This window comes from Mesorhizobium sp. SEMIA396, from assembly GCF_024518615.1.
GTDB lineage: Bacteria > Pseudomonadota > Alphaproteobacteria > Rhizobiales > Rhizobiaceae > Mesorhizobium.
In genome coordinates this window covers 188589-204162 of sequence record NZ_JANIFC010000009.1, presented here as the reverse complement: position 1 = coordinate 204162, position 15574 = coordinate 188589, and the positions used below count along the sequence as shown (strand labels likewise).

Genomic DNA, 15574 nt, shown 5'->3' with positions numbered 1-15574 from the left:
TTTGGAGTCGCGGGCAATGGCAGAGTTTCCGAAAAAGGCGAAGGTCGTCATCGTCGGCCTGGGCGGTATCGTCGGCGCATCGATCGCCCATCACCTGATCGAACGCGGCTGGGATGACATTGTCGGCATCGACAAATCGGGCATCCCGACCGACATCGGCTCGACGGCGCACGCCTCCGACTTCTGCTACACGACCAGCCACGATTTCCTGTCGTGCTGGACGACGCTCTACTCCATCGATTTCTACGAGAAGATGGGCCACTACGCGCGCATCGGCGGCCTTGAGGTCGCGCGCGTCGGCGACGACGGCCGCATGGAGGAGATCAAGCGCAAGATCGCCTCGGCCAAGGCGTTTGGCACGCGCGCCCGCCTGATCGAGCCGGCCGAGATCAAGGAGAAATTTCCACTCATCGAAGAAGCGATTGTCCAGGGTGGCCTTTGGGATCCCGATGCCGGTCTGGTCATCCCGCGCTCGCAGACGGTCGCCGGCAAGCTGGTCGATCAGGCGGAAGCGTCCGGCAAGCTCAAATCCTTCGCCAACACGTCGGCTCGGTCGCTTGTCGTCAAGGACGGCCGCATATCAGGCGTGGTGACGGACCGCGGCACCATCGAGGCCGACTATGTCATCGTCTGCGCCGGGATCTGGGGCCGGCTGATCGCGGAAATGGTCGGCGAGGACCTGCCGGTCATGCCGATCGACCATCCGCTGACCTTCTTCGGCCCCTACAACGAGTTCGCCGGCACGGGCAAGGAGATCGGCTGGCCGCTGCTGCGCGACCAGGGCAACTCGGCCTATATGCGCGACACCGGCGATCCAAAGACCGCCGAGGGCGGGCAGATCGAGTGGGGTTACTACGAAGAGACCAATCCGCGCCTGTGCCATCCGCGCGACCTGCTGGAGAAGGATCAGGCGCGGCTTTCGCCCTCACAGCGCGACCTCGACATGGAGCAGATCCTGGCACCGCTCGAACGCGCCATGGAACTGACGCCGATCCTCGGCGAACTCGGCTACAATGAGAGCCATTCCTTCAACGGGCTTCTCCAGGTGACGGCTGATGGCGGCCCGTCCATGGGCGAAAGCCAGAAGGTGCGGGGCCTTTGGTATGCCGTCGCCATCTGGGTCAAGGATGGTCCCGGCATGGGCAAGCTGATCGCCGACTGGATGACCGACGGCCGCACCGCAATCGATCACCATGCCATCGACTATGCACGGTTCTATCCGCACCAGACCAAGGAGCAATTCATCTGGGATCGCTGCACCGAGACCGCGATGAAGGTCTACAATCCGGCGGTGCATCCGCGCGAGCCGTTCTCCAAGGCCCGCAACATCAGGCGCTCGCCGTTCTGGGAGCGCGAGAAGGAACTTGGCGGTTATTTCATGGAGCTCGGCGGCTGGGAGCGCGCCCACGGCTATGCCGCCAACGAGCACCTTTTGGAGAAATACGGCAACCGCGTGCCGGTGCGCGAGAATGAGTGGGACAACCGCCATTTCTGGCGCGTCTCCAATGCCGAGCATCTCGCCATGAGCGAGGATTGCGGCATCGTCAACCTGTCGCATTTCGCCATGTATGACATCGAAGGTCCCGACCATGTCGCGCTGCTGGAATGGCTGTGCGCGGCCAAGATCGGCGGCGACAACAACATCGGCAAGGGCATCTACACCCACTTCCTCGACGAGGAAGGCATGGTGCGGGCCGACTTTACCGTCATCCGCATGGCTGACCGCTGTCGTTTGATCGACGGCGCGGACGCCGGTCCACGCGACTTCCAGTACATGCGCCGCACGGCACAGGACAAAGGCTTCGACGTCACTATCACCGACGTGACCGAGAAATACGTCACTATCGGCATCTGGGGGCCGAACGCCCGGGCGACCTTGCAGAAGGTGGTCGAAAATCCGGACGGGCTCTCTGTTGAGAACTTCCCATTCGCGGCGATCAAGCCGGTCCGGATCGGCGGCAAGGATGTCACCGCTTTCCGCATCTCCTATGTCGGCGAGCAGGGCTGGGAACTGCACATGCGCTACGAGGACGGCCTGGCCGTCTGGGACGCCCTGCGCTCGACCGGCGTGATGCCCTTCGGCGTCGAGACCTATGCCAACACGCGCCGCATGGAAAAGAGCCTGCGCCTGCAGAACGCCGACCTTTTGACCGAGTACAATCTGCTCGAAGCGGATCTCGCCCGTCCGAAGGTCAAGGAGAACGACTTTTGCGGCAAGGCCAGGCATGTAGAGTTCCGAGCCCGCGAGCACCAGCCGGCCATGCTGTGCACGCTGGTGATGACCAGTAATGTCGATTCCAAAGGTGTTGCCCGCTATCCCGTTGGCACCATGCCTGTAATGGACCCGAAGACCGGCGAGACGCTGGTCGACGACCTCGGCCGGCGGTCCTTCACCACCTCGATGGCCTACGGCCCGACCATCGGCAAGAACATAGGTCTCGCCTATCTGCCGTGGGCGTACGCCCAGGAAGGCCGTAAGCTCACCATCGAGTATTTTGGCGAGACATATCCGGTCGAAGTCGCCGCCGTCGGCTACAAGCCGCTCTACGATCCGGAGAATTTGAAGCCGCGCAGCTGAGTGCTCGCAAGCGCAAAAAGGCATGAAGGCAAAAGCCTGGCCACCGGCCGGGCTTTTCTCTTTTTAAGCCGGCGGTTTTCGCTTACCCTTGCGGAATGTCTGCTTTTGCCTGTGCTAGACATTTGCTTTCGAGCTGTGCCGCGTTCGCGCTGACGCTTTGGTTGGCGCCGGCGTCCCTTGCTGACGAGCCCGTCGATGTCGAGCTGGTGCTGGCCGTCGATGTCTCGCTGTCGATGTCACCGGACGAACTCGAGATCCAGCGTCACGGTTACGCAGCGGCGCTGACGCACGACAATGTGCTGCAAGCCATTGCCGATGGCGCTTATGGCAAGATCGCCGTTACCTATGTCGAATGGGCCGGCACCACCTGGCAGCGCGTCATCGTGCCGTGGACGGTGATCGCCAGCCGCACCGACGCCGAGCGCGTGGTCGCGCAGTTGTCGGCGCAGCCGCCCAATAGCGCGCGGCGCACCTCGATCTCCGGAGCGCTGGAGTTCGGCAACGACCTGTTTGCCGAAAGCGGCTACCGGGGCACGAAGCGGGTCATCGACATTTCGGGCGACGGCCCCAACAACCAGGGTGCGCCGGTCAATCTGACCCGCGACGGGCTGATCAAGCAAGGCATCGTCATCAATGGCCTGCCGCTGATGACGCGAGGCGGTTTTTCCGGCGCCTACGACGTCAGCAATCTCGATCGCTACTACAGCGACTGCGTCATTGGTGGTCCCGGAGCCTTCATGATCCCGGTCAATGACTGGACGCAGTTTCCCGAAGCCATTCGCCGCAAGCTGGTGCTGGAACTCGCCGGTCCGGCCTCGCCGCAATGGGCGGCGGAAGAAGCCGCGCATCCGCCGGTGATATTGGCGCAGGAGAGGTCCACCACCGACTGTCTGGTCGGTGAGAAAATGTGGCGAAACCGCAGTTGGATGTTCGACAGCCGCTAAAGCTCTTCTCCGTTGAGCGTGATCTTTGGCCGAACCGGCTCCCATTCTTGCCCCCGCTGCCTACCTGTTCGGGCTTACGCTCCAGGCTTGCCTCCGCTACCGAAGCAGTGGCAAACTGGGCGGGCCGCGTGATCCAGCCAGGAGCGCGGCCAAACCGAGGAAACACCGATGAGACGTCTTGCCATCCTGACCGCAGTCGCGTCTGTGCTTTATGCCGACGTCGCCAGCGCCCAATACAACCAGGCTGCCTGCATCATGTTCGAGAACGGGAATTTTCGCGGGCGGTCCATCGGCATGGGTGCCGAGGATTCCGTAAATTTTCGTGGCGGCCAGTTCTGGAATGACCGTGTGTCGTCGGTGATCGTCCGCCGCGGCTGCACGCTCGTGGCCTATGAGGATTCTCGGATGGGCGGCCGCTCGATCGAGATCACGCGCAGGATCCGCAATTTGGGCGGTAGTGACTGGAACGACCGTATCTCCTCGGCGGAATGCACCTGCGACGACTACTGAGGTTCAGGCGGCGGAGCGCAGACCGGTTACGGGTCGGATCAGGCTGCCAGCAGCTGCTTGCGGTCGACGCGCTCTTGTTGCGGCGAGCGGGCGTAGAGTTCTCGGTAGCATTTGGAGAAATGCGAGGCCGAGACGAAGCCGCAGGCGACCGCCACCTCGACCACCGGCATCGACGACTGGATTAGCAGATGCCTGGCGCGGTCGAGCCGGATTTCCAGATAGTAGCGGGCAGGGGAGCGCCCCATCTCGGTGCGGAACAGCCGTTCGATCTGGCGGCGCGACAGGTCGACATGGTCGGCGATCTCGATCAGTGACAGCGGCTCCGACAGATTGCCCTCCATCAGTTCGATGATGGTCAGCACTTTCGAGTTCTGGACGCCGAGGCGGGCGCGAAGTGGCAGGCGCTGGCGGTCGGTGGGGCTGCGCACGCGGTCGGTCAGCACCTGCTCGCAGACGCGGTTGACGAGGTTCTCGTCAAAGTCGTCGCCGATCAGCTTCAGCATCATGTCGAGTGCGGCGGTGCCACCGGCGCAGGTGTAGATGTTCTGGTCGATCTCGAAGAGGTCGGCAAAGACGTTGGCCTTCGGGAACGCTTCGGAAAAGCCCGGCAGGTTCTCCCAGTGGATGGCGCAGCGCTTGTTGGACAGCAGGCCGGCGGCGGCGAGGATATGCGCGCCGGTGCACAGGCCGCCGACGGCGACGCCGCGATTGTATTCCTCGCGCAGCCAGGCGAAGGCGGACTTGTTCTGGTAGCGCTCGACATTGATGCCGCTGCAGACGATGGCCATGTTCGGCCGGTCGGGGCCTGCCATCTTCTTGCGCTCGTCCTCGAGCGAGGTGTTGACCGCGCATTCGACCCCGTTCGAGGCGCGCACCGGCTTGCCGTCGATGCTGGCGAGGCGCCAGCGATAGGCCTCGTAGCCGAGCATGCGATTGGCCGAACGCAACGGGTCGAGCGCGGTCGCAAAAGCGATCATGGTGAAATCGGGAATAAGGAAGAATACAAACGATCGCTTGATCGGATGCTTTACGGCGTTCAAGGGAACCTCACACAGCCATGGCGCGAACAGGATGTCGCGAATAGCATAGCGACATCAGGAAAAACCATGTCTGTCAATCGGCTACGCCGCTACGACGAGATTAAATTTGCGACATGGGTCGCAAACGGGCAATCGGCGTGCAGCGAGCCCTGGAAGTGGCACGAACTGTTCAAGGGACGGGCAACGTACTGCCTGCGCGCAAAACAAAAACGCCGCCTTGGCTGGAGCCAGGCGGCGTTACAGTTTTAAAGCAGCGGCAGGGATGCGCTGCCCCTAAAAATCTTCAGGCGACGAAGCCGAGGCGGGCCGCATTCATGGCGCCGGTCTGGCCGGGCATGGTGTTGGCGAGACGCTGACGCTCGAGGGCGGTGGTCAGGTTCATTTCGCGGCGGGCAAAGAGGCGTGCAAAAAGCTTCATAATCATCTCCATTTGTTGCTCAGACGGGTCGCCTTCGCTTGATGGAGTGGGGCAGCTCGTTTGCTGGCGCCGATATAGGCTTGTGTAAGCAGAAACTAAATCGCAAAAGCGAAGCGCTTGATATGAAATGCGACATCGGTTGCGACAGATTTGGGCAAGGTGCCCAAAATTTACGATTATTTACAAGGGATTAATTGAAAAGAGGGCTGCTATGCGGCTTTCTCATATGCGTCATGCGCTGGAAACATGGCTCTAAAAATTCATTTGAGTGCAAATAAAATAGAGAAGGCCTGCCGGGCGGTTTGCGCGGCAGGCCTTCAGCACATGGTACACACGATCTACTTTGCTCCAGCCCAGGATCCGACGCCGTTGCGAGTACCGGTCTTGGTATCGGAAGCTTCAGGCCAGCCGATGTCCTTCTGCAGTTCGATCGGCAGGGAGCGGATAGCGCGTTCAGTCTGGTAGCGGGCGCGCGCCGCGCTGAATTCGGTCGCGATGCGACCAAGGGACGACAGGATAGACATCTCTTTCTCCTTTGGGTTGGCGAGTGCCAGACAGCGAGTTGGCTACTGCGGGTTTGTTTCAACTTCATTTCGTGTCGAATGCAGGTCTGTGTCGAGGTCGTTTCATGGCTGCTTGTGGCAGCTACTGCTTCGATGGAGTTGACTATCCTCCCAATCTGATGTTCAATCAAACGAAATGGAATGATGTTTTGTATCAGAAAAATTGAAGGTCGGTTGCCATGAACGCCCCGCTCAATCATCCGCTGCCGCTGCTCGATCTCGATGTTTTGCGCACGTTCGTGGCGATTGCCGAGACCGGCAGCTTCACCACCGCCGCCAATGCCGTGTTCCGCACGCCGTCAGCCGTTTCCATGCAGATCAAGAAGCTCGAGGACATTCTCGGCCGCTCCGTGTTCGCGCGCGACGCTCGCTCGGTGTCGCTGACGACGGATGGCGAGATGCTGCTCGGCTATGCCCGCCGACTGCTGTCCATCAATCGCGAGGTGGTGTCGAAGTTCATCATTCCCGAGATTGTCGGTGTGGTGCGGCTTGGCTCGCCGGACGATTACGGTGAGCGCGTGCTGCCGCATGTGCTGAAGCGTTTTGCGCAGTCGCATCCGTCGATCGCCGTCGACGTCACCATCGACCAGAGCAGCAATCTGCGCCGGCGCATGGACGACCGGGCGCTCGACATCACGCTGCTGACCAATTCCTACAAGACCAGCGCGCTCGGCGCCGAGGTGCTGCTGACCGAGCCGATCGTCTGGGCCGGTGCCAAGGGCGGCTGCGCGCATCTGCGCGAGCCGCTGCCGGTGTCGCTGTGGGAAGAGGGCTGCGCCTGGCGTGCCGGGGCGCTCGATGCGCTTGGCCGCGAGGGCCGCAATTACCGCATCGCCTATATGAGCGCGCACACGGCCGGCCAGCGCGCCGCGATCATGTCCGATCTCGCCGTGGCGCCATTGCCGAAGTCGTTCCTCGGCAATGACATGGTCGAACTCTGCCCGAAGGACGGCATGCCCGACATCGGGACCTACAATCTGGCGATGGTGGTGGCGCCGGATGCCAGTGCCCCGGTCAAGGCCGTTGCCGACCACATCCGCGCGACTTTCGAAGTCTTCCGGGAAACCGGCAAGTTCTGACCGGCTGGTAAGGACGATAGTATAAAGCTACTCCGCCGCTTCGGCGGGGCGCTGTTCAGGCCTTACTCTCGTATCGTGCACGATCCGGCTCTCCCCGAGAAAGGCGACGATGCGCTCGCGGGCGCGCCGGGCTTCCGGCATGTCAATCAGCGGCCAGACGTGGAACATGCCTTCCTCATAGACAAGATCGATTTCAACGCCGGCTGCGCGGGCTTTTTCGGCGAAGATCAGATTGTCGGGAGTCAAAAGATCGCGCGAGCCGGTCAAAAGCAGCGTTCTTGGCAGCACTGACAGATCTCCATAGACCGGGCTGATGTGCCAGTCGCTGGGATCGATGCCGGCACTGTACAGGCGAATCGCCTCCCTTCCGCCAGCTATGCCCAGCCAAGGGTCGGTGCGTTCCGCCTCGAACACTGCGGGGTTGGTGAGCGACACGTCGAGACCCGGCGAAATGAGCACATGCCGCGACGGCAGGGGCAGTCCTTCTTCGGCGACCATCATGGTCAGCACCACAGCCATATTGCCGCCGGCGGAATCGCCCATGAAGACGATGTCTTCGGCTTCCGTCTCGGCGAGCATCTGCCGGTAGACATCGCCAACCATTCCGAACATGGCATGGAAATCGTGTTCGGGAGCGATTGGATAGATCGGCACCGTGATCCCGTAGCCCAGCCGATCCGCCATCTCGGCGATCAGGTGCCAATGATAGGGTGTGATTTCAAAGACATAGGCACCGCCGTGCAAGTAGAGAATCCGCTTCTGCTCGCCGGTCCTGGGTGCGATTTCGTAGACGGGGAAGCCATCGACCGTATGCATCTCGATGTCGAGACGCTGATGCAACGAGGCGGGCGGGCGGTGGTTCTCGGTCTTGCGCGCGGCCGCGATCCAGCGCTGCAAATTTTCCGGACTGGCAAATGCCTGCTTGCGGCTGTGCCGCAGGACGAAAGACACGACATGGCTTTTCAAACTTGGCATGCGAATACACGAACTTCGGCAAAGCCGACTAAGAGAACCCCCACTATCTTCGAAGATCGTGCCGTGGCCGAAAATGTCAAGATTTGCGCCGTATCTACACGGTGGTGTGATCCGCGCCGCGGTGCTCAGCGACGTGGTAGAAGTGCGGCACGCAGCCGGTTGCTGGTGGTCGCCGGGGACATGCGAGATCCCCGACGCATGCCGAGCAATTTGCATTTGTCGGCGAAGGTCATCAGCGCGCGGCGCTCCAGATCGTGTTGATAAGTGCGGCCTTTTCGCTGGATCGCGGCGATACCGGCCAGCCGATATCCTTCTGGATTTCGGGCGGCAGGCTGTTCAACAGGCGTCGCGCCTTGCTGCGGTCGTGAGCATTCTTGATGGCCGTGCCATAGCGGCCGAGGTTTTCGAGCATTGACATCGTTGTCTCCTCTGGAGCGTTGCGGCGGCTGGAAAGATATCTCCAGCCTGCCATTCGATGCCGGTTGAATGCGCCTGCCATGTATCTGGCGAATTTCACGAAAACAGCTTTTTGGTTTCCGGATCAGGCGATCCGGAAACATTTGCATGCAAATGAGTTTGGAAAGGCCGTGACCTGGGCGCGGCCGCTTATTCCCGTCCACGCCTGGCGGCGTGGCCTTCGCGCGAACGCCGTCGCGGAGCGGCGTCGCCGGCAACGCCGTCCTCGCTGACCGTCTTGCGCGGCGGCAGTTTCACCGCTGCCGACAGCTTCGGGAACGGATCGACCTTGTTGGGCAGCGCCATGGCGTAGACGAAATGCTCCTGGAATTTCGGTTCCAGGGCCGTCTCGATCTTCTCGATCTTGCTGACCGTGTCCTCGATCTCGCGGCGGTAGCCGCGATTGAGCAGCGCCATGCGCGCGCCGGCACCGGCGGCGTTGCCGACGGCCGAGACCTTGTCGAGGTCGCAATCCGGGATCAGCCCGAGCACCATGGCGTATTTCGGATCGATGAAGGAGCCGAAGGCGCCGGCGAAATGGATGCGGTCGACATGCTCGGTGTTCTGCTTTTCCATCAACAGCTTGGTGCCGGCATAAAGCGCTGCCTTGGCAAGCTGAATGGCGCGCACATCGGTCTGGGTGATGGTGATCTTCGGCCCATCTTCCGTCAATGCGGCAGAGCCTTCCTTCAGCACGTAGGAGAAGGTGCGGCCGTTGGCGGTGACGCGCGGCGAACGGGCCGAAAGCCCGCCGTCGATGACGCCGTCCTCGGAAATGATGCCGGCGAGATACATCTCCGCCACCACTTCGATGATGCCGGAACCGCAGATGCCGGTGACGCCGGTTGCCTGGACGCTTTCCAGGAAGCCCGGCTCGTCGGACCACAGCTCAGAGCCGATGACGCGGTATTTTGGTTCCAGTGTATCGGGATCGATGCGCACACGCTCGATGGCGCCCGGTGCTGCGCGCTGGCCGCCGGAGATTTCGGCACCCTCGAAGGCAGGGCCTGTGGGCGAGGAGGCCGCAACCACACGCTGGCGATTGCCGAGTACGATCTCGGCATTGGTACCGACATCGACGATCAGCATCATCTCGTCCTGGCGATGCGGGCCTTCCGACAGCGTCACCGCCGCCGCGTCCGCTCCGACATGGCCGGCGATGCAAGGCAGCATGTAGAGCCTGGCGCCCTGGTTGAGCTTCAGGCCGATGTCGGATGCCTTGATGTGCACAGCGCCCGAAACGGCCAGCGCAAAGGGCGCGCCGCCAAGCTCGGTCGGATCGATGCCGAGGAACAGATGGTGCATGATCGGATTGCCGACGAAGACGCTGTCCAGGATGTCGTTGCGCTGGACATTGCCTTCGGCGCAGACCTTGTCGACCAGCCCGGAGATTGCCTCACGCACGGCGACCGTCATGCCTTCGCGGCCGTCAGGATTCATCATCACATAGGAGACGCGGCTCATCAGATCCTCGCCGAAGCGGATCTGCGGGTTCGAGGTGCCGGAGGAGGCGGCGACGCGGCCCGACAGCAGCGACACCAGATGCATGGCGATGGTGGTCGAGCCGATGTCGCAGGCGAGACCGTAGGCCTCGTTCTTGAGGCCGGGCCAAAGTGCTACGACGCGCGCGGTCTCCGAATCGGCATCCTTGTAGATGGCGGCGGTCGCGGTCCAGTTGCCCTTGCGCAGGATACCTTGCACCTGCGGCAGCAGATAAAAATCGAAATCAAGGCTTTTCAGGCCCCAATCGTGCATCAGCGCGATCTTCAGCCGGTCGAGATCGCCAAGCGGCTTGTGCATGTCGGGTTCTTCGATCTCGACATAGCACATGCGGATCGCCGCATCGCGGGCGATCACCCTGGTGTCGGCATCCTTGCGGATGGTCTGCGCGTTGATGACCGTGTCCTGCGGCACGTCGATGACGAGGTCGCCGAGAATCTGCGCCGAGCAGGAGAGGCGGCGCCGTTCGGGCAGGCCACGGACGCGCTCATAGCGCTCTTCCTTGGCGCCCTTGGGCGTGATGTGGTCGTTGGAGGAGGTGATCTTGTGCTTGGCGAAATTGCCTTCCTGCACTTCGATCTGGCAGCGTCCGCAAGTGGCGCGTCCGCCGCAGACGCTTTCGACATAGACGCCTAGCTGGCGCGCGGCATCGAGCACCGGCGTGCCGACAGGAAAACGCCCGCGCTTGCCGGACGGCATGAACAGCACGAGCGGGTCGGTGATGTTGGCAGGTGAGTTCACGATTGCGCGCTTATCCTCGGCCCATCCGGGCTTCACGGCCGCCACGGCGGCGGCCGCCATTGCCGGCGCCGTCGCCCGGCGCATTGACTTGCGTCGGGGCGGCAACGGCCTGGCCGCCTTCGGCCGGCTTGTAATCCTTATAGGTGCGGATCCAGTTGGTGCAGTTCTCGTCGGTGCCGTTCAGCACATTCGCGCCGCGCACGGCTTCCATTTCCTGCGGGCGCACCGGGTTCATGATCGCCGAGGTCATGCCGGCGCCGATAACCATCGGAATGAAGGCAGCGTTGATGCCATGGCGATGCGGCAGGCCGAACGAGATGTTGGACAGGCCACAGGTGGTGTTGACCTTGAGCTCTTCACGCAGGCGGCGCAGCAGCGCGAAGACCTGGCGGCCGGCATCGCCCAGCGCGCCGATCGGCATCACCAGCGGGTCGACGACGACGTCATGCGCCGGAATGCCGAAATCGGCGCAGCGCTCGACGATCTTCTTGGCGACGGCGAAACGCACGTCCGGATCCATTGAAATGCCCGTCTCGTCGTTGGAGATGGCGACGACCGGCACGTTGTACTTCTTGACCAGCGGCAGGATGGCTTCGAGCTTTTCTTCCTCGCCGGTGACGGAGTTGACCAGCGGACGGCCCTTGGCGACCTTGAGTGCTGCTTCGATCGCGGCGGTGACGGAACTGTCGATCGACAGCGGCAGGTCGACCAGCCCCTGCACGATCTCCAGCGTCTGCACCAAAAGGCCGGGTTCGGTCTCGTTCGGGTTAACCGAAGTGACGCCGGCGTTGACATCGAGCATGGTGGCGCCGCAGGCTGCCTGCTCGAGTGCGTCCCGGATGACGGTGTCGAAATTGCCCGCGATCATCTCGGCGGCCAGCTTCTTGCGGCCGGTCGGGTTGATGCGTTCACCGATCACGCAGAACGGCTGATCGAAGCCGATGATGATTTCTCGTGTCGCCGAGGCGACGATGGTACGGGTCATGGAATTCTCTCCGCCGTGATATAAAGATTTCTTTATATCGTTATCTGCTTTCGTTCAAGCGAATGGGTGGCCGTCCGCGCCGTCAATGCGCGGTCTTCACCATGTCCACCTGCGTTTCGGTAATGTCGTCGTGCAAGATGCTGTCGAGCCGGTCGGCGACGAGCTGATCGTCGCGGCGGATCTCACGTTTCCACGGCTGGCGGCCCTTCAGCACGCCCGATTCATCGACGATCTCGGCGACATATTCCTCCTGCCGGTAGGCCATCACATGGACGCCGGAAACGCCTGATATTTCCTTCACCTCGTTGATGATGTCGATGCAGAGTTGCTTGCCTTCCTTTTTCTGGTCCTGGGCGCCTTCCAGCCGCTTGATGACAGAATCGGGAATATGGATGCCCGGCACGTTCGAGCGGATCCACTTGGCCGTCTTGGCCGAGGCCAGCGGCCCGACGCCAACCAGGATGAAGCATTTTTCGGTGTAGCCGAGGTCGCGCACCTTTTGCATGTAGCTGCGGAACATCGGCACGTCGAAGCAATACTGGCTCTGCACGAATTGCGCGCCGGCGGCGATCTTCTTGCCCAGCCGATGCGGCCGGAAGTCGATCGGCGGCGCGAATGGGTTGATCGCGGCTCCGAGGAAAAGCTGCGGTGGCGTCGTCAGCTTGCGGCCGGACAGGAACTTGCCATTGTCGCGCATGATGCGGCAGGTCTCGAGCAGCGACATGCAGTCGAGGTCGAACACCGGCTTGGCGCCGGGCTGGTCGCCGGCCTGCACACCGTCTCCGGTCAGGCACAGCATGTTGGCGACGCCCATCGCGGCCCCGCCCAGCACGTCGCCCTGGATGGCGATGCGGTTCTTGTCGCGGCAGGCGATCTGCATGATCGGCGCATAGCCCATGCGGGTCAAAAGCGCGCAGATACCGACCGACGACATGTGGCAATTGGCGCCCGAGGCGTCGACGGCGTTGATGGCATCGACCCAGCCGTCGAAGATCTTGGCGCGGTTATAGACGTCTTCCGGATCGGCGCTGTCGGGCGGGTTGAGCTCGGTGGTGACGGCGAACTCGCCGCGCCGCAGGACGCGCTCCAGCCGGCCGCGCGAGGTGTGGCCGGGCAGGGGTTCGAGCGGCAGGTGGATGCCGGCCGGGTTCTCGTCGATCTGGCGTCCGATCATGCCGGTGCCCCGGTGTTTGCCGTCTCATTTTTGGCGGCAGCGGCCGCTTCGCGTGCGGCGGCCGCCTGCGCGGTCACCCGCAGCCAGGCCGATGTTTCGCGCAGCGACTGGTCGACCGGCTTCTGCACGGTCAGGATCCTGTCGCCGTGCACCATGTTCTGCGAGCCTTCCCAGGCTTTGACCCAGACGCAGGGCATATCGGGCTCGACCTCGCAATTGCCGTTGGCGCGGACGCCGCCGCAAGGACCGTTGCGCAATTGCTTGGGGCAGTTCATCGGGCACGACATGCCGGTCGAGGACAATATGCACTGGCCGCACATGCGGCAGTCGAACATGAAGCCCTTGACGCGCTTCTCGACGAATTTGATCGGCCCTTCGACGCGGCCGTAACCTATGCCCTTCCACAAGGGATGGAGGAGCAGGAACATGTCGGCGAATTTGGCGTAGAACCATTCGAGTAATCGCGAGTGCCGCACAGACCATAATCTGACCGCAAAGGAACGCTGCACGCGCCGCTGCGGCGATACGTCGGCCGGCTTGTAGTCGGATTTCGGCGCTGCCTTTTTGACCAGAGTGGCCTGGGTAACCGGCTGGACAACCCTTTGGCCATCCTTGGCAGGAATGGTTTCAGACATTTTCTTTGCCGCCTGCCTTGACCAGGGCGACCAGCCGCTCGCGGTCGTATTTCGTGTCGATATCGTTGAATGCCTTCTCGACCTCGGCTTCGAGGTCATCGCCGACCGGGACGGGATCGGCCTTGCGCCATTCGGCCAGATAATCGTCGGTGCCGCCGGCGCCAGTGCGCATCGCGCACATGTCGATCGCCTCGGTGAAGCGCAGCGGCAGCTCGCGCTTGGCGTTCTGCCGGCCCTTTTTGACGATGATTTGGGCTGGGATGTCGCGCCAGTAGACGACGATCAGATCGGCCATGAATTCTCACTCCTCGTTCTGCGAGCATTGCCGGAAGCGCAGTGGGGCCGCTTGTTATGGGACGACGCGCGCGCATTCAAAAGCGACGCATTTGGATGTCGTAAAATGAAAGGTGTGATTATTCGTTTCCGGCGTCTGCCGGCGCCCGGTTCGAGGCGTCGGAAAAGCCGGCTCACGGCGTGCGGATCCTGACGAGGAATGCGCTACCAGATGCCGGTTCTCAGGCCAGTCCAGAGATAGAACCAGATCGTCGGATGATACCATTGCTGTGATGGCAGACCGGGGTCGACGGTGGTGATTTTTCCGGCCAGAACATCGCTGACCGCCTCGACGCAGATGTCGCGCGAGAACGCGGCCTGGCGCAACGCGTAGCTGGAGATGGTGTCGCCGCGTTTCGGTTGACCGCGCACCTGTTTCAGCACGGCGCCCGTATCGACGCCGGCATCGACCAGATGCACGGTGGTGCCGAAATTCTGCGGGTCGCCTGACGTCAACGCCCAGTAGCCACCGTTCATGCCGCGGTATTTCGGCGTGATGCCGGCGTGATAGTTGAGCACCGGGCAAGGCATCCGGGCAAGCATGTCCTTCGACAACAGCCTGCAGCCATTAAGCAGGACAACGCCAGGCTGGATCTTCTTGATCGCTTCGAGGCATTCCGGCCCGTTGGCTGAGGCGACATGGATGATTTCCTGATCCCGCCGCGGCTCGACCTCGAGCTTTTCCTCGGCAATCAGCCGGGCGGCATGGCTGGCGAGAAGCCGTTTGCCCAGTCTGCTGAGCACCATCGTGCCAAGTTGGCCGATGGCGGAGATCCAGCCCTGGCGGCGAGCCCGGCCGCGAAGCAATTGCTTTTTGGATTCAGGCGTTTCGAGGATGACGCTGACAGGGCCGACGCGGTCGGTGATCGCGTTGACGATAGCCCAGACATGCTGGCCGCCTCCGGTGACGACCACGATCCGCGTACTGGATTCTGATGCTGCCATGGATCTTGCCCCCTCCAAGCAACCCGTTCTTGATAATGGTCGGGATGCTAGGGCGTCCGGGTTAATCCTTGGTGATCAGCCTTCGATACACAGTCAGCGCTTGAATTCGATGATATCGAGATTCGATTCGTAATAGGGCGCCGGAAATTCGATGCGCCATTCCTTGGCGCTGTTGCGGAAGGCATAGCCGACCTGGTCGGTTTGCGGGCCGCTGCCATAGGGCTTTGCCGGATCATCGTTGACATAGAAGGAACCGAGATAGATCGCGCGTTTCTCGCCATCGTCGAAGAAACGGCCCTTGGTGCGCTGCGAGCCGCTGATCTTTTCCAGCCGCCAGCCGGAACCGTCGTCGGTGACCTTGCACTTGAACCAGCCATAGATGACGAGCGGCAAAGACCCGCCGGCCTTGATGGTGCGGCACCGCCAACTGCCGGTCAGGTCCTTGTCGGAAAAGGCCACCAGCGGTTTTGCCAGCAAGGCGTCGAGTTGCTTGACCTCGGCCGCATCTCCAGCTTTCGCCTCGGCAAGCGCCGCCTTGCGCGTCTCGCCATAATTGTCGAGCCGCTTCTTGTCGGCCGGGGTGATGAGTTTCTGTACCTCGCCATCGGCATGAGCGGGCAGGGCGAAACAGAGGAGACCGAGTGCGGCTATCAAGAGGCGAGGGGTCATCAGTGTGTTTCCACGTTCGAATGGCTGGA

16 protein-coding genes are annotated in these 15574 nt (G+C 62.1%); 4 read left to right on the top strand and 12 right to left on the bottom strand.

The features are described 5' to 3' along the window. Positions 1 to 16 precede the first annotated feature (16 nt). The 3 genes from NP503_RS22045 to NP503_RS22035 all read left to right on the top strand — a co-directional run bounded on the left by NP503_RS22045 (position 17) and on the right by NP503_RS22035 (position 4032). Complete coding sequence (locus NP503_RS22045; protein WP_127270286.1) at positions 17 to 2578, top strand: FAD-dependent oxidoreductase; 2562 nt, start codon at positions 17 to 19, stop codon at positions 2576 to 2578. A gap of 95 nt (positions 2579 to 2673) precedes the next feature. After that, positions 2674 to 3522, top strand: a complete 849-nt coding sequence (locus tag NP503_RS22040) for a DUF1194 domain-containing protein (RefSeq protein WP_127272437.1) — start codon at positions 2674 to 2676, stop codon at positions 3520 to 3522. 168 nt (positions 3523 to 3690) lie between these two features. After that, positions 3691 to 4032 (top strand): peptidase inhibitor family I36 protein, encoded by a 342-nt coding sequence (locus NP503_RS22035; RefSeq protein WP_023812325.1) that lies wholly within the window; start codon positions 3691 to 3693, stop codon positions 4030 to 4032. Positions 4033 to 4070: 38 nt separating this feature from the next. On the opposite strand, the gene NP503_RS22030 is transcribed toward NP503_RS22035, so the two are convergent. The 3 genes from NP503_RS22030 to NP503_RS22020 all read right to left on the bottom strand — a co-directional run bounded on the left by NP503_RS22030 (position 4071) and on the right by NP503_RS22020 (position 6014). Further along, complete coding sequence (locus NP503_RS22030; protein ID WP_348625597.1) at positions 4071 to 5009, bottom strand: GlxA family transcriptional regulator; 939 nt, start codon at positions 5007 to 5009, stop codon at positions 4071 to 4073. 346 nt (positions 5010 to 5355) lie between these two features. Continuing rightward, a complete protein-coding gene (locus tag NP503_RS22025) occupies positions 5356 to 5490 on the bottom strand; it encodes a hypothetical protein (RefSeq protein ID WP_013531161.1) in 135 nt (44 codons plus the stop codon). A gap of 338 nt (positions 5491 to 5828) precedes the next feature. After that, positions 5829 to 6014, bottom strand: a complete 186-nt coding sequence (locus NP503_RS22020; protein WP_032930657.1) for a hypothetical protein — start codon at positions 6012 to 6014, stop codon at positions 5829 to 5831. 218 nt (positions 6015 to 6232) lie between these two features. On the opposite strand from NP503_RS22020, the gene NP503_RS22015 reads away from it, so the two are divergent. After that, positions 6233 to 7132, top strand: coding sequence for a LysR substrate-binding domain-containing protein (locus tag NP503_RS22015; protein WP_013531163.1), 900 nt, complete (start codon positions 6233 to 6235; stop codon positions 7130 to 7132). 27 nt (positions 7133 to 7159) lie between these two features. On the opposite strand, the gene NP503_RS22010 is transcribed toward NP503_RS22015, so the two are convergent. The 9 genes from NP503_RS22010 to NP503_RS21970 all read right to left on the bottom strand — a co-directional run bounded on the left by NP503_RS22010 (position 7160) and on the right by NP503_RS21970 (position 15545). Further along, positions 7160 to 8107: an alpha/beta hydrolase gene (locus NP503_RS22010; protein WP_127271302.1), complete on the bottom strand. Its 948-nt coding sequence runs from the start codon at positions 8105 to 8107 to the stop codon at positions 7160 to 7162. A 232-nt stretch (positions 8108 to 8339) separates the two neighbouring features. After that, the gene (locus tag NP503_RS22005; RefSeq protein ID WP_127271300.1) at positions 8340 to 8525 is read right to left on the bottom strand and encodes a hypothetical protein; all 186 of its coding nucleotides are present in this window, start codon (positions 8523 to 8525) and stop codon (positions 8340 to 8342) included. Between the two features lie 188 nt (positions 8526 to 8713). Further along, positions 8714 to 10864, bottom strand: a complete 2151-nt coding sequence (locus NP503_RS22000) for an ASKHA domain-containing protein (protein WP_127271733.1) — start codon at positions 10862 to 10864, stop codon at positions 8714 to 8716. Further along, entirely contained in the window at positions 10815 to 11789 is a 975-nt protein-coding gene (locus tag NP503_RS21995; RefSeq protein WP_127271735.1) for a methyltetrahydrofolate cobalamin methyltransferase, read from the bottom strand. The genes NP503_RS22000 and NP503_RS21995 overlap by 50 nt, the downstream gene beginning before the upstream one ends. 82 nt (positions 11790 to 11871) lie before the next feature. Then, a complete protein-coding gene (locus NP503_RS21990) occupies positions 11872 to 12963 on the bottom strand; it encodes a methylenetetrahydrofolate reductase (protein WP_127271737.1) in 1092 nt (363 codons plus the stop codon). Continuing rightward, complete coding sequence (locus NP503_RS21985; protein ID WP_127271183.1) at positions 12960 to 13598, bottom strand: methylenetetrahydrofolate reductase C-terminal domain-containing protein; 639 nt, start codon at positions 13596 to 13598, stop codon at positions 12960 to 12962. The genes NP503_RS21990 and NP503_RS21985 overlap by 4 nt, the downstream gene beginning before the upstream one ends. Further along, complete coding sequence (locus NP503_RS21980; RefSeq protein ID WP_023812316.1) at positions 13591 to 13893, bottom strand: virulence factor; 303 nt, start codon at positions 13891 to 13893, stop codon at positions 13591 to 13593. The genes NP503_RS21985 and NP503_RS21980 overlap by 8 nt, the downstream gene beginning before the upstream one ends. Positions 13894 to 14096: 203 nt before the next feature. Next, entirely contained in the window at positions 14097 to 14876 is a 780-nt protein-coding gene (locus NP503_RS21975; protein ID WP_127271185.1) for a formyl transferase, read from the bottom strand. Positions 14877 to 14969: 93 nt separating this feature from the next. Then, entirely contained in the window at positions 14970 to 15545 is a 576-nt protein-coding gene (locus NP503_RS21970; protein WP_127271739.1) for a DUF4893 domain-containing protein, read from the bottom strand. Positions 15546 to 15574: the final 29 nt, after the last annotated feature.

Excerpts from the sequence above, each read along its gene's own strand:
- NP503_RS22045 (WP_127270286.1), top strand. The coding sequence starts at position 17 with ATGGCAGAGTTTCCGAAAAAGGCGAAGGTCGTCATCGTCGGCCTGGGC.
- NP503_RS22040 (WP_127272437.1), top strand. The coding sequence starts at position 2,674 with ATGTCTGCTTTTGCCTGTGCTAGACATTTGCTTTCGAGCTGTGCCGCG.
- NP503_RS22035 (WP_023812325.1), top strand. The coding sequence starts at position 3,691 with ATGAGACGTCTTGCCATCCTGACCGCAGTCGCGTCTGTGCTTTATGCC.
- NP503_RS22030 (WP_348625597.1), bottom strand. The coding sequence starts at position 5,009 with ATGATCGCTTTTGCGACCGCGCTCGACCCGTTGCGTTCGGCCAATCGC.
- NP503_RS22025 (WP_013531161.1), bottom strand. The coding sequence starts at position 5,490 with ATGAAGCTTTTTGCACGCCTCTTTGCCCGCCGCGAAATGAACCTGACC.
- NP503_RS22020 (WP_032930657.1), bottom strand. The coding sequence starts at position 6,014 with ATGTCTATCCTGTCGTCCCTTGGTCGCATCGCGACCGAATTCAGCGCG.
- NP503_RS22015 (WP_013531163.1), top strand. The coding sequence starts at position 6,233 with ATGAACGCCCCGCTCAATCATCCGCTGCCGCTGCTCGATCTCGATGTT.
- NP503_RS22010 (WP_127271302.1), bottom strand. The coding sequence starts at position 8,107 with ATGCCAAGTTTGAAAAGCCATGTCGTGTCTTTCGTCCTGCGGCACAGC.
- NP503_RS22005 (WP_127271300.1), bottom strand. The coding sequence starts at position 8,525 with ATGTCAATGCTCGAAAACCTCGGCCGCTATGGCACGGCCATCAAGAAT.
- NP503_RS22000 (WP_127271733.1), bottom strand. The coding sequence starts at position 10,864 with ATGGCGGCCGCCGCCGTGGCGGCCGTGAAGCCCGGATGGGCCGAGGAT.
- NP503_RS21995 (WP_127271735.1), bottom strand. The coding sequence starts at position 11,789 with ATGACCCGTACCATCGTCGCCTCGGCGACACGAGAAATCATCATCGGC.
- NP503_RS21990 (WP_127271737.1), bottom strand. The coding sequence starts at position 12,963 with ATGATCGGACGCCAGATCGACGAGAACCCGGCCGGCATCCACCTGCCG.
- NP503_RS21985 (WP_127271183.1), bottom strand. The coding sequence starts at position 13,598 with ATGTCTGAAACCATTCCTGCCAAGGATGGCCAAAGGGTTGTCCAGCCG.
- NP503_RS21980 (WP_023812316.1), bottom strand. The coding sequence starts at position 13,893 with ATGGCCGATCTGATCGTCGTCTACTGGCGCGACATCCCAGCCCAAATC.
- NP503_RS21975 (WP_127271185.1), bottom strand. The coding sequence starts at position 14,876 with ATGGCAGCATCAGAATCCAGTACGCGGATCGTGGTCGTCACCGGAGGC.
- NP503_RS21970 (WP_127271739.1), bottom strand. The coding sequence starts at position 15,545 with ATGACCCCTCGCCTCTTGATAGCCGCACTCGGTCTCCTCTGTTTCGCC.